Genomic DNA, 13,860 nt, shown 5'->3' with positions numbered 1-13,860 from the left:
GGCTGCGCTAGGCGACGCCGATGCTGTCCAGCTCCTCGATCGCGTCGGCCGGCAGCTTCAGGTCGGCCGCGGCCATGTTCTCCCGCAGGTGCGCCAGGCTCGACGTGCCGGGGATCAGCACGGTGGTGGGGGAGCGCTGGAGCAGCCAGGCGAGGGCGACCTGCTGCGGCGAGGCGCCCACCCGGGCGGCCACGTCGGTGAGCGTGCCGGACTGCAACGGCGTGAACCCGCCGAGCGGGAAGAACGCGGCGAACGCGATATTCTCCGCCGCGCACCGGTCGACCAGGGCGTCGTCCTGCCGGTTGGCGACGTTGTAGAGGTTCTGCACCGTCACCACGGGCGCGATGGCCTGCGCCTCGGTGAGCTGGTTGAGCGTGACGTTGCTGAGCCCGAGGTGCCGGATCAGACCCTCCTGCCGCAGCTCCGCCAGGGCGGCGAACTGCTCCCCGAGCGGCGCGTCGCCGGTGCCCTCCGCCACGCCGACCCGCAGGTTGACCACGTCGAGGGCATCCAGGCCGAGGTGGTCCAGGTTGTCCCGGACCTGGGCCTTGAGGGCGTCCGGCTCGAGAGACGGGATCCAGGAGCGGTCGGCGCCGCGGCGCGCGCCGACCTTCGTGACCAGGTGCAGATCCTCGGGGTACGGGTGCAGTGCCTCGCGGATCAGCTCGTTGACCACCACGGGCCCGTAGAAGTCGCTGGTGTCGATGTGTCGGACCCCCAGGTCGACCGCCTCGCGGAGCACGGCGAGGGCCTGCTCGCGGTCGCGGGGTGGGCCGTAGACGCCGGGGCCGGCCAACTGCATCGCCCCGTAGCCCATCCGGCTCAGGGTGAGGCCGTCGGCCAGGGTCAGGGCACCGCCGGGAAGGTTCTCGCTCATGTCGTCCTCTGTCCGTGTTCGGAGTGGATACGTGTACTGTGCACCGACAACCGGCCGCCCGGCAGGGCGAGATGTTCCTGGTAGTGACACGGCCAGTCACCGCCCGGCCGGGCGGCATACCGTCGAGGGCATGGACGCGACCAATCCGCTCGGGGACTTCCTGCGGGCACGCCGGGAGCAGGTCCGGCCCGAGGACGTCGGGCTCGGCCCGGGCGTGGGGCTGCGCCGGGTGCCCGGCCTGCGCCGGGAGGAGGTGGCGATGCTGGCCGGCATCAGCGCCGACTACTACCTGCGGCTGGAACAGGGCCGCGAGCGGCACCCGTCGGTGCAGGTCCTCGATGCCCTCGCCGGGGTGCTGCGGCTGGACGCGGAGACGACCGCGTACATGATCGGTCTGACCCGGACCCGGTCCCGGCTGGCGGTCCGGCCGACGACCGAGCGGGTTCCGGCCAGCGTCCTGAACCTGGTGCGGGAGCTTCCCATGCCGGCCTTCGTGCAGGGCCGTTACCTGGACATCCTGGCCTCGAACCGGATGGCGCGGGCGTTGTCGCCGAATCTCGTCCCGGGGACCAACCGGCTCCGGGCGACCTTTCTCGACCCGGCCGAGCGGGAGTTCCACCGCGACTGGCGGCGGGCGACCGTGAACGCGGTGGGGCAGCTGCGCGCCGACTCGAGCGAGGCCGTCGACGATCCTCGCCTGGCGGCGCTCGTGGGTGAGCTGTCGATCAAGAGTGACTGCTTTCGGCGGTTGTGGGCGCGTCACGAGGTACGTCGGCGGGAGGGCGTGGTCAGCCGGCTACGCCATCCCGAGGTGGGTGACCTCGACCTGTACTGCGACAAGCTCGCGGTCGCCGGTGCCGACGGCCAGCTCCTGGTGATCTACCACGCGGAGCCCGGGTCGGAGTCGGCGCGTTCGTTGGCCCTGCTGGGGTCGATCGCCGCCAGCACGCCGGACGACAACCCGGACAGCCTCCGAGTGGAGTCCACCCCGGGGCTGAGCGACTGACCGGTCAGGGTTGGTGCTGGTCCGGGGCTGCCTGCGTACGGATGTGCTCGTAGCGCTTCCGCATGGTCTCGCTGGCGGCCGGGCCGGCGGCGAAGACGAAGTCGGTGTCGTCGAGCCGGCGTCCCGTGGTGCGGTCGACGATGACCGGATCGGCCTCCACGCCGGTGTCGCGGTCGACGAGGATCATGCTGCGCTCGGCGGGGTCGAGGCGGGAGTTCCCCCAGGCGGCGAGCGCGACGACGACGGGACGCAGGCTGCGCCCGAGGTCGGTGAGGACGTACTCGTAGCGGTCGGGACGGGTCTGGTAGCGGCGACGTTCGAGTAGTCCCTGCTCGGTGAGGGTCCTGAGCCGGCTGGTCAGGATGCTGGACGAGACTCCCAGGTTGGCCTGGAACTGGTCGAACCGGGTGTACCCGTCGAAAGCGTCGTGCAAGATCAGGAGCGTCCACCACTCGCCCACATGGCCCAGCGCGCTGGACAGCGGGCACTCGCGGTCCTCCAAGCGGATCTTCCCAGCCACAGATGTGCCCTCTCCCGAGTGGGTGCTAGTGTCGAAGTTAGTCGGTGCTGTTTCAGAAGTAACTGTACGACGTCCGCTTCATGCTGCCCAGAGAGGAGTGACAGATGCCCGACCGGGATTCACTGCACGGCCGACGCGCCCTGGTGACCGGGGGAACGAAGGGTGCCGGAGCGGCGATCGCCACCCGGTTGCGCGAGGCCGGCGCGGACGTGTGGGTCAGCGCCCGCGGCATGCCCGAAGGCTTCGAGTTCGCGGACCGGTTCGTCGCCGCTGACACGTCGAGCGTCGACGGTGCCGAGGTGGTGGCGGAGCGACTGCTCGGCGCGGGCGGTGCCGACATCGTCGTCCACGTCGTCGGCGGGTCGCACGCGCCGGCGGGCGGCTTCGCCGCGCTCACCGAGCAGGACTGGGCGCAGGAGTTGAACATCAACCTCCTCGGCGCGGTACGGCTCGACCGTCGGCTCGTGCCCGGCATGATCGAGAGGCGTTCGGGCGCGATCGTGCACGTCTCCTCGATCCAGCGCCGTAAACCGATGTACGAGGCCACCCTGGGGTACGCGGCGGCCAAGGCGGCGCTGACCGCGTACAGCAAGGGTCTGGCCAACGAGGTCGCGCCGTACGGCATCCGGGTCAACAGCGTCGCGCCCGGCTTCATCCAGACCGCCGCGGCGGATGCGCTGATCGGGCGCCTCGCCACCGGGAACGGCGTCGACCGTGACACCGCCCTCGGCCAGTTGATGGATTCGCTCGGTGGGATCCCGCTGGGCCGTCCGGCGCGCCCGGAGGAGGTCGCCGACCTGGTGGCCTTCCTGGTCTCCGACCGCGCCTCGGCGATCGTCGGCGCCGAGCACGTCATCGACGGCGGCACCATTCCGACGGTCTGATCGACCGTGATCCGACGTACAGAGGGGACACCCGCAGTGAGCGCCAACCAGTCCGTGCCGGCCATCATCCGCCGCTACTTCGAACTCGCCGGGCGACCGGATTCCGAGGACTACTTCGCCCTGTTCGCCGAGGACGCCGTCGTCGAGGACGAGTCGGCCGAGTACCGCGGCATCGCGGCCATCCGGCAGTGGCGCCGAGCGGTGCCACTGGTGTCGTACGAGGTCACCGACGTGCAGGACGGTCCCGCTGGCACGGTCGTGACCGCGACGATCACCGGCGACTTCCCGGGCAGCCCGTTCGCCGGGCTCCGGTACCGCTTCAGCGACTACGACGACAGCGCGATCCGGGTGCTGCGCATCGCGCCCTGACGGGGGTTGACGGCGTTAGTTTGTGAGTGCACACTTACAAACATGCGATCGACCGCCGAGGCCCGCCGGGTCACCGTCCTGAACGCCGCCGTGTCGGCGTTCGCGCGCACCGGCTTCCACGCCACGCCGGTCACCGCCGTGGCGGCCGCCGCCGGCATCTCCGAGGCGTACGTGTTCCGGCTCTTCTCCGGCAAACTCGGGTTGTTCGTGGCGGCCGCCGAGGCGTGCTTCGAGCGGATCGCCGAGGCGATCGAGGCCGGAGCGGAGCGGGCCGGTGGCACCAGCCCGGAGGAGGTCCTCGACGCGATGGGCGGTGCCTACGCGGAGCTGATCGCCGACCGTGATCTCCTGCTCTTCCAGGTGCAGGCGCAGGCCGTCGCGGACGTCCCCGAGATCGCCGAGGTGGTGCGTGCCGGCTACCGGCGGGTGGCGACCTTCGTGCAGGGTCGGGCCGGTGTCAGCGACGCGCAGGTCCAGCAGTTCTTCGCGTACGGCCAGCTCTGTCATCTCATCGTCACCGTGGGCCTGGAGCAGGTCCCCGAGCCGTGGGCGCGGGCGCTGACCGCCGGCATCCGCCACCCCTGACCCGACTCCCGAACCGGGCCGCGGAAGCGGCCCACTTTTTCAGCCTGCGAAGTGTGTGAGTGCACACTTACAAACAAAGGAGTACCTGATGACGACCGACACGATGATCACCGAAGTGGTGCTGCCCGGCGTGGTGGAGCCCGACGGGCTCCGGCTGCACCGACGCGCGATGCCCGTCCCGAACCGGGGGCAGGCGCTCGTCGAGGTCGAGGCCACCGGCATCTCGTACGCCGAGCAGTCCATGCGCCGTAACCTCTACCCCGGCCAGCCGAAGTTCCCGTTCGTGCCCGGCTACGACCTGGTCGGCACGGTCCGGTCGGTGGGGCCCGACGGGGACGACTCGTTGATCGGCACCCGGGTCGCGGCGGTCACCAAGACCGGCGCCTGGGCCTCCCACCTGGTGGTCGACGTCGACGACCTGCCCCCCGTACCCGCGGATCTGGACCCCGCCGAAGCCGAGACCGTCGTGGTGAACGGTGTGACCGCCTGGCAGCTGCTGCGCGGCGCCGAGCTGCGGGCCGGGCAGACCATCCTCGTGCACGGCGCCAACGGCGGGGTCGGGACGGTGCTCGTCCAACTCGGACGCCACCTCGGCCTGCGGGTCATCGGCACCGCCGCCGCGAAGCATCACGACGCGCTGCGCGCACTCGGCGTCGAACCGCTGGACTACCGCGACCCGGACCTGGCCGCGCGCGTCCGCGAGCTGTCGCCGGGTGGCGTCGACGCCGTCTTCGACCCGGTCGCCGGTCCCGGCGTCCGTACCTCGTACGACCTGCTCGCCCCCGGCGGCAAGCTGGTCGTCTACGGCAACGCCTCCGCACTGGGCTCCGCCACGTCGATCGTCTGGGTCTTCGTGAAGCTGCTGGCCCGCCTCTACACCTGGAACGCGTTGCCGAACGGGCACCGGGCCGGGTTCTACAACTTCTGGGCCGGCCGCCTGACCCGCCCCACGGCGTTCCGACGTCGCCTGCGTACCGACCTCGGCACCGTGCTCGACCTGCTGCGACAGGGAGTGATCGTGCCGCAGATCGCGGCCCGCTACCCGCTCACCGAGGTGTCCGCCGCGATGGTGTTCGCCGAGACCCGCAGCCGCGCCGGCAAGGTCGTGCTGGAGCCCTGACCTCCGGCTGTCTCGACGGCATCCTCGACCAGGTCGACATTGCTGGCCTGGTCGAAATGGGCCGGTCGGGTGGCCAGCCCGTGCGGCCCGCACCGGGAGGGCGTACGGTGAACATGTCGCCCGGGGCCTCCGGTGGCCGCAGATGCCGTCGCCACCAGCCCGTTCGGGGCGTAACCGATCGCCATCCCCATCGCCGTGACGTGTTGTCGTGCTGGTTCGTCGCCGACCACGTCCCCGCCGTGAGATGCACCGGTCATCGCACAGTTCGTGATCGCCGTACGCGCGCACGACCGCACGGCCAACCAGGGGGAGCACCAGATGAGAATCGCCCGAAACAGGATCGTCAGCGCACTTCGCGACCGGGGCCAGCAGGCGCGGGCCGACTGGGTCGAGCGGGAGCTGCCGGAGCGGGTCGACCCGGCCAAGCACTCCGGGCTGCTCGCCACCCTGCACCTCGACCCGGCCGACCTCGCCGACGCGCCATCCCCGTGAGGGTTGCGCTTCTCGGCCCGATCGCCTGATGAGTGGGGTGGATGGGGTCAGCGGGGTGACGTACGGAGGGCGCGAACGCGAGGGCCGGGGCCGGGTGGCGTCGCCGCCGTCGTGCTCCTACGGTGGTGGCACCCGGTCTGCTCGTCTCCGTCGCCGGACACAGGGGGAGGTGGAGCGTGGTTGACGCCGGCGACGCGGTGCGGTCGTTGCAGCTCAACGCACCACGGGGTGGGCCGGACGACCTGTCTCTGCTGGTCACCGGCGCCGCGGCGGCGATCAACGCCACCGAGATCGTGGTCTACCTGGCCGACTACACGCAGACCCTGCTCGTGCCGCTGCTCGGTGCCGGCCTCGTCCGCCACGAGCTGTCGATCGAGACGACACTCGCCGGCCGGGCGTTCACCACCCTCGACGTCCAGCGTGCCCCGGACAACCCCGACCGGATCTGGGTCCCGCTGCTGCTGGGGTGCGAGCGGATGGGTGTGCTCGAGGTCGTCACGCCGGCCGCCGGCGACCGGGCCATGGAGGGTCCGGCGTGGGAGGTGGCCGTCACCGTCGCCCAGTTGCTGGTGAACCGCCGGCCCTACGGCGACGTGGTCGAGCGGATGCGGCGTCGGCTCCCGATGCAGGTCGCCGCCGAGATCGTGTGGGGACTGCTGCCGCCGTTGACCTTCGCGACCGACGACATGGTGGTCACCGCCATCCTCGAGCCGTGTTACGACGTCGGCGGGGACATCTTCGACTACGCGTTGAACGGCGACGTGCTCAGCGTCGGGCTGTTCGACACGTGTGGGCACGGCATCAAGGCGAGCACCCTGGCCTCCCTGGTGGTCAGCGCCTACCGCAACGCCCGTCGGTGCGGCCTCGACCTGGTCGACACCGCGATCAGCATCGACCGGTGGGTGCGTTCCGAGCATCCGAACCTGTTCGCGACCGCGCTGCTCGCCGAGCTGGACCGGACGACCGGGCGGCTGCAGATGATCAACGCCGGTCATCCCGGAGCGATGCTGCTGCGCGACGGCAAGGCCATCCGGGAGCTGCCGGGGCCGACCGCGTTGCCGCTGGGTCTGGGCCACCTGTCGGGCCGACGCCCCGAGGTGCACGTGGAGGATCTGCATCCCGGCGACCGCATCCTCGCCTACACCGACGGCATCACCGATGCGCGCAGCGCCGACGGTGAGCGGTTCGGGCTGGACCGGCTCGTCGACTTCGTCAACCGCGCTCTCAACGACGGTCTGCCCAGCCCGGAGACGATGCGCCGGCTGGTGCGCGCCGTCGTCACCTACCAGGACGACGAACTCGACGACGACGCCACGGCCGTGTTCCTGGAGTGGCAACCGCCGCACACCCCGCTGGCTCACCTGCGCGACCTCGTCACGCCGGCCACCGGGTCGCCCTAGCGAGTGGGATTTTGCACTCGCAGTGCACTTGTCTGCGTTCCCGGTGCTGTCTAGCGTCAGGCCATGGATCCCTCGTGGACGTTCGCCGTGGCCCGCGCCGACCTCGGCCAGAGCACGCTCGTCGACGGCACGACCGCCGTCCCGTCCGACGGGGAGGCGCTCCTGCGGGTCGACCGCGTCGGCCTCAGCGCCAACAACGTGACCTACGCGGTGCTCGGCGACGCCATGCGCTACTGGGAGTTCTTCCCGCCCGGCCCGCGCGGGCTCGGGCCGGAATGGGGGCTTCCCCCGCTCTGGGGCTTCGCGGAGGTGGTCGCGTCGACGGTCGCGGGGGTCGACGTGGGGCAGCGGGTGTACGGCTACCTGCCGCCCGCCGGCCATCTGCTGGTGCGGCCGGACCGGGTCGACGCGTCGGGGTTCCGCGACGCCAGCCCGCACCGGGCCGACCTGCCCTCGCCGTACAACGCGTACCGGTCGACCGGCGCCGACCCGGCGTACCAGCCCGACCAGGAGGATCTGCTGATCCTGTTCCGGCCGCTGTTCTTCACCTCGTTCATGCTGGCCGACCAGGTCAGCGACAACGGCTTCCACGGCGCCGAGTCGCTGCTGCTGTCGTCGGCGTCGAGCGAGACCGCGTACGCGGCCGCGTTCGAGCTGCACGGGCGCGGCCCGCGCCTGGTCGGTCTCACCTCACCCGGCAACGTGGCCTTCACCCGGTCGCTCGGCTGCTACGACCAGGTCGTCTCGTACGACGACATCGGCGCTCTCGACGCCGTCGCGAGCGTCTACCTCGACCTGTCCGGCGCGCCCTCGACCCGCGCCGCACTCCGCCGGCACCTCGGTGACCTGCTGGTCCGGGACATCGCCGTCGGCCTGACCAACCAGACTCCGAACGCCGACGCCGCCGAGGAGGTGTTCTTCGCACCCGTCCAGATGCGCAAACGCAGCCAGGACTGGGGCCGTGACGGGCTCGACCGGCGGTTCGCCGAGGCGTGGCGGCGGTTCACCGCGGTGGCGGGCGGGTGGCTCGACGTTCAGGAAGGCGTCGGGCCGGAGGCCCTGCGACATGCGTGGCTCGACGTCCTCGCGGGTCGTACGCCACCGCGGGTGGGTCACGTCGTTCAGCTCTGACGGCCCGTCCGGGGACCACCTCGCCGCGCAACGCGTCCACGGCCAGCTCCGGTGGCGGACGGCGGCTAGAAGCCGCTGTCGGTGGAGAGCTGGTCGCGCAGGGCGGCCAACGAGCGGGTGATCAGCCGCGAGACGTGCATCTGGGAGATGCCGATCCGGTCGGCGATCTGGGCCTGGGTCAGGTTGCCGTGGAAGCGCAGGCTCAGGATCTCGCGCTCGCGCTCCGGCAGCGTGGCGAGGGCGGGGCCGAGGGCGACGCGGATCTCGACGAGGTCGAACTCGTGGTCGTCGCCGCCGAGGGTCTCCCCGAGCTCCCGGCCGCCGTCGGCTCCGGTCGGCGTGGACAGCGACGTGGCCCGGTAGGCGCGCGCACCCTCCAGTCCTTCCAGGACGGTCTCCTCGGACACGTCGAGGTAGGAGGCGATGTCCGCCACGGTCGGTGACCGGCCGAGAGTGTGGGTGAGGGTGCTGTTGGCCGCGCTGATCGACAGGCGCAGCTCCTGAAGGCGGCGGGGCACCCGGACGGCCCAGGTGCGATCACGGAAGTACCGCTTGATCTCGCCGATGACGGTGGGGATGGCGTACCCGCTGAAGTCGACGCCCCGGCTGGCGTCGAAGTTGTCGACGGCCTTGATGAGCCCGACCGCGGCGGTCTGGGCCAGGTCGTCGTCGGACGCGCCGCGCCCGGCGTACCGGCGTGCGAGGTGTCGGGCGAGCGGTAGCCACGCCTCGATGGTGCGGTCCCGCAGTGCCGGGCGGCGCGGATCGTCGGCTGGTGCCGCCGTCAGGGCGGCCAGGAGGTCGTCCGGCGTCTGGTCGCCGCGTCGCTGGCCGACGCGGGTGCTGATCGTCGATCCGAAGGTGGTGGCCATCAGGTGGTCCCTCCAGCACGTGCCCGTCGATCGAGTCGACCGGAGGAGTCTCCGAACCGGCTGCCGCCGGGGCGCACGTACGGGGCGAAGTGCGCTGTCGTAAGGCCACGAGCACGGGCCTCACCACCGCGTCATGTCGTGCACTTGATGATCCGGACACTACCCGAAACGCTGATCGATTACTAGCCGAAAGTACTATGCCGCGCTGGTGGGGCTGGTCGCGTGTAATGGCGGGGTCAGTCGCGTTGATCCCCGTCGTCCCCTGCGTTGCTGGTCGGCCGGGCCGGCGTCACCGCGAACGGGTGGCGTAGCCGTCGCATGGCCTCCTCGCTGGCGTCGAAGGTCACCGCCGACCCGTCGAGGCCGTCGGCGTTCGAGGTGGCGAGAAACAAGGCCGGCAGATCGTTGTCGTTCGATGTCATGCAGGATTCCTGTCTTCCACTAAGGGGTGTGTCTGGGCCTCGGCAACTCTCGCCGTACGACCTGGGTGGCGACCCGGCGCTCAGACTGGCGCCCGATCAGGGTGTCCCGATTCCGGGCGACCGCCCGGCGACACCGACACCCCGCACCTTACCCGTCGTCGTCACGGGTCACGCGTCGCCGTCGGAACCGCACGGCATCCCCAGGTCGCGGCCGACCCGCGACCGAGCCGAGAATTTCCGTAATCCGACCGCCCACCGCACGTCTCCGATAGAGGCGGTCAGCACGCACCACGCGACCGCCTTTGATGATGAGCACGAAGGAGTAAGACCCATGTCGTCAGCCGGTCGGGGACTACCCGACGTCGGGTCGGTCGTCGCCGCCCGCCGGGGCGACCAGCGCGCCCTCAACGACGTCGTAGCGGCCTCGCTCCCGCTGGTCTACAACATCGTCGGGCGTGCGCTGCGCGGCCACGCCGACGTCGACGACGTGGTCCAGGAGACGTTGGTACGCGTGATCCGGCACCTGCCCGGGCTCAACGACCCGGCCGCGTTCCGGTCCTGGCTCGTGGCGATCACGATCCGTCAGGTGCGCGACTGGGAACAGCGCCGGCGTGTCGCGCTCAGCCGCGACGCCGGGCTCGACGCGATCCACAACGTGCCCGACCCCGCGTCCGACTTCGCGGGAATGACGATCCTCCGGCTCGGCCTCACCGACCAGCGGCGCGAGGTCGCCGAGGCCACCCGCTGGCTCGACCCGGACGATCAGGAGTTGCTCTCGCTCTGGTGGCTGGAGGAGACCGGCGCGCTCGACCGGACCGAGGTCGCCGACGCGGTCGGGTTGTCCCCGGGGCACGTGGCGGTGCGGGTCCACCGGATGAAGGACCAGATCCAGACGGCCCGCGCCGTCGTCCGTGCCCTGCGGGCCCGTCCCGGCTGCCCGGAGCTGCGCACCGTGACGGCCGAGTGGGACGGCGCGCCCAACCCGCTGTGGCGCAAACGGCTCGCCCGGCACGTCCGCGACTGCGCGCTCTGCGGGCGGCTCGGTGCGAGCCTCCTGCCGATCGACCGGCTGCTCGCCGGTCTGCCGATGCTGCCGCTGCCGGCCGGTCTCAGCGCTCACCTGCCGGGTGTCGCGCTGCCGCCGGCCGCCTCGCCGGCCGACGGTCTCCACCTGCCGGACCCGGCGAGCGGGGGCACCGCCGGGACGACCCCGCCCGCCGGGGTGCCCACCGACGGCGACGGCGGTCACACGCTCGTCAACCGCGCGCTGAACCGGCCTCGTGGCCTGCTCCCATCGCTCGCCGTCGGGGTCGCCGCCGTCGTCCTGGCCATCACCACGCTGGTGGTGACCTGGCCGGACGACCCGTCCGCACCCTCCTGGGCCGCCCCACCGCCCGCGGCGCCCACCGCCGTCGCCAGCCCGAGCGCGGCACCCACCCCGAGCGCGCGACCCTCGTCGCGGGCTCCGGCCGCCGCGCCCACGATCAGCTCCGCCCGCAAGGGCGTCGGGGTGTGGAACTTCGCCGGGGTCAGCCAGGCCCTGGCCAGCTCGAAGGCCGGCTGGTACTACACCTGGGGCACCCAGCACCCGGGTATCACCACCCCGCCGGGGGTGACCTTCGTACCGATGATCCGCGGCGCGGAGAACGTCACCGCGCCGGAGCTGGCGCGAGCCCGGGCGGCCGGGCCGTACCTGCTCACGTTCAACGAGCCGGACCTGCGCGAACAGTCCAACATGACGGTCGAGCAGGCGCTGGATCTGTGGCCGCAGTTGATGGCGACGGGCAGCAGACTGGGCAGCCCGGCGGTCGCCTCCGGCGGCGCCGACCCGCAAGGTTGGCTGGGGCGGTTCATGTCCGGCGCGCAGGCCCGCGGGCATCGGGTCGACTTCATCACGCTGCACTGGTTCGGCGCCGACTTCACCACCGCCACGGCCGTCGACCAGCTCCGGCAGTACCTGCAGGACGTGTACGAGCGGTACCGGAAACCGATCTGGCTGACCGAGTTCGCGCTGATCCGCTTCGACGGCGGCGGCCAGCAGTTCCCCGGCCAGGAGCAGCAGGCCGCCTTCCTCACCTCGGCCACCTCCATGCTGAGCCAACTCCCGTACGTGCAGCGCTACGCCTGGTTCGGTCTGCCCGCCACCGACAAGGACCGGTCCGGGCTGTTCCGCGGCGCGACCGACGCGACCCTGGTCGGGCGCGCCTTCCAAACGGCCCGCTGAGTGGGTACGGACCGTGTGGGTGAGCACCAGATGACGACCAGAGGTCCGGTCCGGCGGATCGCCGGTGTGGTCGCGGCCCTGGTCGTGACCGCGCTGGCGGTGGGTCTCGCCCAGGGGTGGGGCGGCGGGGACGAGCCTGCGGCGGTCCCCTCGGCCGCGCCCGTGTCGACCACGCCGGTGCTGTTGAACGGCACCGATGACGCCTTCATCCAACTCGTGATCCCGATGGACGAGGGCCTGCTCGCGTTGATCGACCACCTGGGCACCCGACCGGTGGGCTCGGACGCCCGGCTGGCGGCCCGTCTCGGTGCGGTCCGGGCCGCGCACGAAAGCGAGCTGCGGGAGCTGCGTGGGCTGCTCGCCGCCGGCAACGTGCCGGAGCAGAACGTCCACGAAGGGCACCAGATGCCGGGGATGGTGACCGACGCGCACCTCGCCGAGCTGCGCGGCGTGCCCGACGCGGAGGTGTGGCCCCGGGCGGTCGCCCTGCTGCGCGCGCACCTCGAACAGACCATGGTGCTGTGCCGGGGTGAGCAGAGCGCCGGGGGCAGCCCGGAGTTGAAGGCGCTCGCGGGCCGGATCCAGCAGGCGCGGGCCGCCGAGCTGAGTGCTCTCGCGGAGGGGACATGACGACGCGCGGGGGGCCGGTCGGTGCGGACGTCTGATCTGCACTCCGCTGTCCGCCCGGTACGGGCCTCGTTGCCCGCGCACCGTGCCGCCATGCCGGCCCCGGCGCGCCGTGCCGGGCGCACGGCGACGCACCGTACCCGGGTCGGGTCACCGCCCGTCGTGGGCGCCGCGCCGCCGGCCCGCTGGCGTGGCGGTCACCGCCGTTCGGCCGGTGGCACCGCCGTCGGTGGCGCGATCCTGGCGATGACCCTCGGCTGGCTGGCGGCGATCCTGGTCGCGCCGCACCTCACCCTGTCCCCGGGTTGGCGGATGGCGGCGCTCTTCTGCCACCTGAGCTGCCTGGTGGTGGGTTTCGGCGCGGTGCTGACCGTCGACTGGTTCAGCCTGCGGTGGCTGCTGCGCCGTGAGCCGCTGGGCACCGTGCTCACCGCGGCGCACGGTGCGCATCCGCTCATCTGGCTGGGCCTGCTGGGCCTGGTGGTCAGCGGCGCCGCCCTGGGGCCGGACACGTCGTCCGGGCTGGTCTGGGTCAAGCTGCTCGCGGTGCTGGCGGTCGGGGTCAACGGGTTGTTCCTCGGCCGGGTCCGGGACCGACTCGCCGAGATGGACGGCGTTGCGCCCCGGGCCGCCCTGCTGCCCGGCGTCGCGGCGGCCTCCATCTCCCAGGTCGGGTGGTGGACCGCGACCCTCGTCGGCTTCTGGAACGCCAACCGTTGACGGGCCGCCGGTCAGGCCGGCGTCGGGTGGTCCGCCTCGAACCGGGCGCGGGTGAGGAACGCCAGCTGGGCACGCTTGTCCGGCATGTCGATCTCCGAGTCGAAGGTGAAGCCCTCGATCTCCAGTCGGCGCAGCGCGAGATGGTTGCGGACGTCGGGCTCGACGACGATCCGCTGGGCGGCCGGGTCGCGGAACAGGAAGCGCGCGAGGGCGGGGCCGACGGCGTTGGTGAGCCCGCGGGCGAGTCGCCGGTCGGGGCTGAGCAGCAGGTGCATGCCGACGTCGCCGGGTTGGACCGGGTAGCGCTCGCCGACCGGGTCCGCCTCGGGCTGATAGGTCTGGAACAGGCCGACCGGCTCGGCGTCGACCATGATCAGGTACGCGTGGTGCGTGGGCAGGCTGTCGACGAAGGCGTAGATCTCCCGCACCTCGTCCAGCGTGTGCGACCCCATTCCCCAGAAGGCGTTGCGGGGTCGGGTGACCCAGCGGTGCAGGAGCGCGGCGTGCCGGTCGGAGTCCACGGTCACCAGTGACAGGTCCCCGAGGCCGTCGATCTTCTCCAGGTACGTCATCGGGCGCTGTCCTTTGCTCCGAGGTGGCGGCGCGGGGCC

16 protein-coding genes are annotated in these 13,860 nt (G+C 72.0%); 11 read left to right on the top strand and 5 right to left on the bottom strand.

The features are described from left to right. Window positions 1-7 precede the first annotated feature (7 nt). The gene (locus O7620_RS22040; protein ID WP_278124852.1) at window positions 8-877 is read right to left on the bottom strand and encodes an oxidoreductase; all 870 of its coding nucleotides are present in this window, start codon (window positions 875-877) and stop codon (window positions 8-10) included. A gap of 130 nt (window positions 878-1,007) precedes the next feature. Between O7620_RS22040 and O7620_RS22035 the strand changes: the two genes are divergently transcribed. Then, complete coding sequence (locus O7620_RS22035; RefSeq protein ID WP_278124850.1) at window positions 1,008-1,883, top strand: helix-turn-helix transcriptional regulator; 876 nt, start codon at window positions 1,008-1,010, stop codon at window positions 1,881-1,883. Window positions 1,884-1,887: 4 nt separating this feature from the next. Here the strand turns inward: O7620_RS22035 and O7620_RS22030 are convergent, their stop codons facing one another. Next, window positions 1,888-2,403 (bottom strand): helix-turn-helix domain-containing protein, encoded by a 516-nt coding sequence (locus O7620_RS22030; protein WP_278124848.1) that lies wholly within the window; start codon window positions 2,401-2,403, stop codon window positions 1,888-1,890. Window positions 2,404-2,507: 104 nt separating this feature from the next. Between O7620_RS22030 and O7620_RS22025 the strand changes: the two genes are divergently transcribed. The 7 genes from O7620_RS22025 (at window position 2,508) to O7620_RS21995 (ending at window position 8,384) form a co-directional block, all read left to right on the top strand. Continuing rightward, the gene (locus tag O7620_RS22025; RefSeq protein ID WP_278124846.1) at window positions 2,508-3,287 is read left to right on the top strand and encodes an SDR family oxidoreductase; all 780 of its coding nucleotides are present in this window, start codon (window positions 2,508-2,510) and stop codon (window positions 3,285-3,287) included. A gap of 36 nt (window positions 3,288-3,323) precedes the next feature. Beyond that, on the top strand, window positions 3,324-3,656 hold the full coding sequence (locus tag O7620_RS22020; RefSeq protein WP_278124844.1) for a nuclear transport factor 2 family protein: 333 nt from the start codon (window positions 3,324-3,326) through the stop codon (window positions 3,654-3,656). Between the two features lie 42 nt (window positions 3,657-3,698). After that, a complete protein-coding gene (locus tag O7620_RS22015) occupies window positions 3,699-4,241 on the top strand; it encodes a TetR/AcrR family transcriptional regulator (RefSeq protein WP_278124843.1) in 543 nt (180 codons plus the stop codon). An 88-nt stretch (window positions 4,242-4,329) separates the two neighbouring features. Beyond that, complete coding sequence (locus O7620_RS22010) at window positions 4,330-5,361, top strand: medium chain dehydrogenase/reductase family protein (RefSeq protein ID WP_278124842.1); 1,032 nt, start codon at window positions 4,330-4,332, stop codon at window positions 5,359-5,361. Between the two features lie 318 nt (window positions 5,362-5,679). Then, complete coding sequence (locus O7620_RS22005; RefSeq protein WP_167627081.1) at window positions 5,680-5,853, top strand: hypothetical protein; 174 nt, start codon at window positions 5,680-5,682, stop codon at window positions 5,851-5,853. Between the two features lie 176 nt (window positions 5,854-6,029). Beyond that, complete coding sequence (locus tag O7620_RS22000; protein ID WP_278124841.1) at window positions 6,030-7,253, top strand: PP2C family protein-serine/threonine phosphatase; 1,224 nt, start codon at window positions 6,030-6,032, stop codon at window positions 7,251-7,253. Between the two features lie 63 nt (window positions 7,254-7,316). Continuing rightward, window positions 7,317-8,384 (top strand): DUF2855 family protein, encoded by a 1,068-nt coding sequence (locus O7620_RS21995; RefSeq protein ID WP_278124840.1) that lies wholly within the window; start codon window positions 7,317-7,319, stop codon window positions 8,382-8,384. 65 nt (window positions 8,385-8,449) lie between these two features. On the opposite strand, the gene O7620_RS21990 is transcribed toward O7620_RS21995, so the two are convergent. Both O7620_RS21990 and O7620_RS21985 read right to left on the bottom strand, forming a co-directional pair. Continuing rightward, the gene (locus O7620_RS21990) at window positions 8,450-9,256 is read right to left on the bottom strand and encodes an RNA polymerase sigma factor SigF (protein ID WP_278124838.1); all 807 of its coding nucleotides are present in this window, start codon (window positions 9,254-9,256) and stop codon (window positions 8,450-8,452) included. A 236-nt stretch (window positions 9,257-9,492) separates the two neighbouring features. Next, complete coding sequence (locus O7620_RS21985; RefSeq protein WP_278124837.1) at window positions 9,493-9,678, bottom strand: hypothetical protein; 186 nt, start codon at window positions 9,676-9,678, stop codon at window positions 9,493-9,495. Between the two features lie 331 nt (window positions 9,679-10,009). Between O7620_RS21985 and O7620_RS21980 the strand changes: the two genes are divergently transcribed. The 3 genes from O7620_RS21980 to O7620_RS21970 all read left to right on the top strand — a co-directional run bounded on the left by O7620_RS21980 (window position 10,010) and on the right by O7620_RS21970 (window position 13,249). After that, complete coding sequence (locus O7620_RS21980; protein WP_278124835.1) at window positions 10,010-11,902, top strand: sigma-70 family RNA polymerase sigma factor; 1,893 nt, start codon at window positions 10,010-10,012, stop codon at window positions 11,900-11,902. A 30-nt stretch (window positions 11,903-11,932) separates the two neighbouring features. Further along, window positions 11,933-12,532, top strand: a complete 600-nt coding sequence (locus O7620_RS21975; RefSeq protein WP_278124833.1) for a DUF305 domain-containing protein — start codon at window positions 11,933-11,935, stop codon at window positions 12,530-12,532. A 90-nt stretch (window positions 12,533-12,622) separates the two neighbouring features. Beyond that, window positions 12,623-13,249, top strand: a complete 627-nt coding sequence (locus tag O7620_RS21970; RefSeq protein WP_278124832.1) for a hypothetical protein — start codon at window positions 12,623-12,625, stop codon at window positions 13,247-13,249. 11 nt (window positions 13,250-13,260) lie between these two features. Here the strand turns inward: O7620_RS21970 and O7620_RS21965 are convergent, their stop codons facing one another. Continuing rightward, window positions 13,261-13,821, bottom strand: coding sequence for a GNAT family N-acetyltransferase (locus tag O7620_RS21965; RefSeq protein WP_151491636.1), 561 nt, complete (start codon window positions 13,819-13,821; stop codon window positions 13,261-13,263). Window positions 13,822-13,860: the final 39 nt, after the last annotated feature.

Source organism: Micromonospora sp. WMMD710, from assembly GCF_029626045.1.
Classification (GTDB): domain Bacteria; phylum Actinomycetota; class Actinomycetes; order Mycobacteriales; family Micromonosporaceae; genus Micromonospora.
This window is presented reverse-complemented; position numbering and strand designations above follow the sequence as displayed.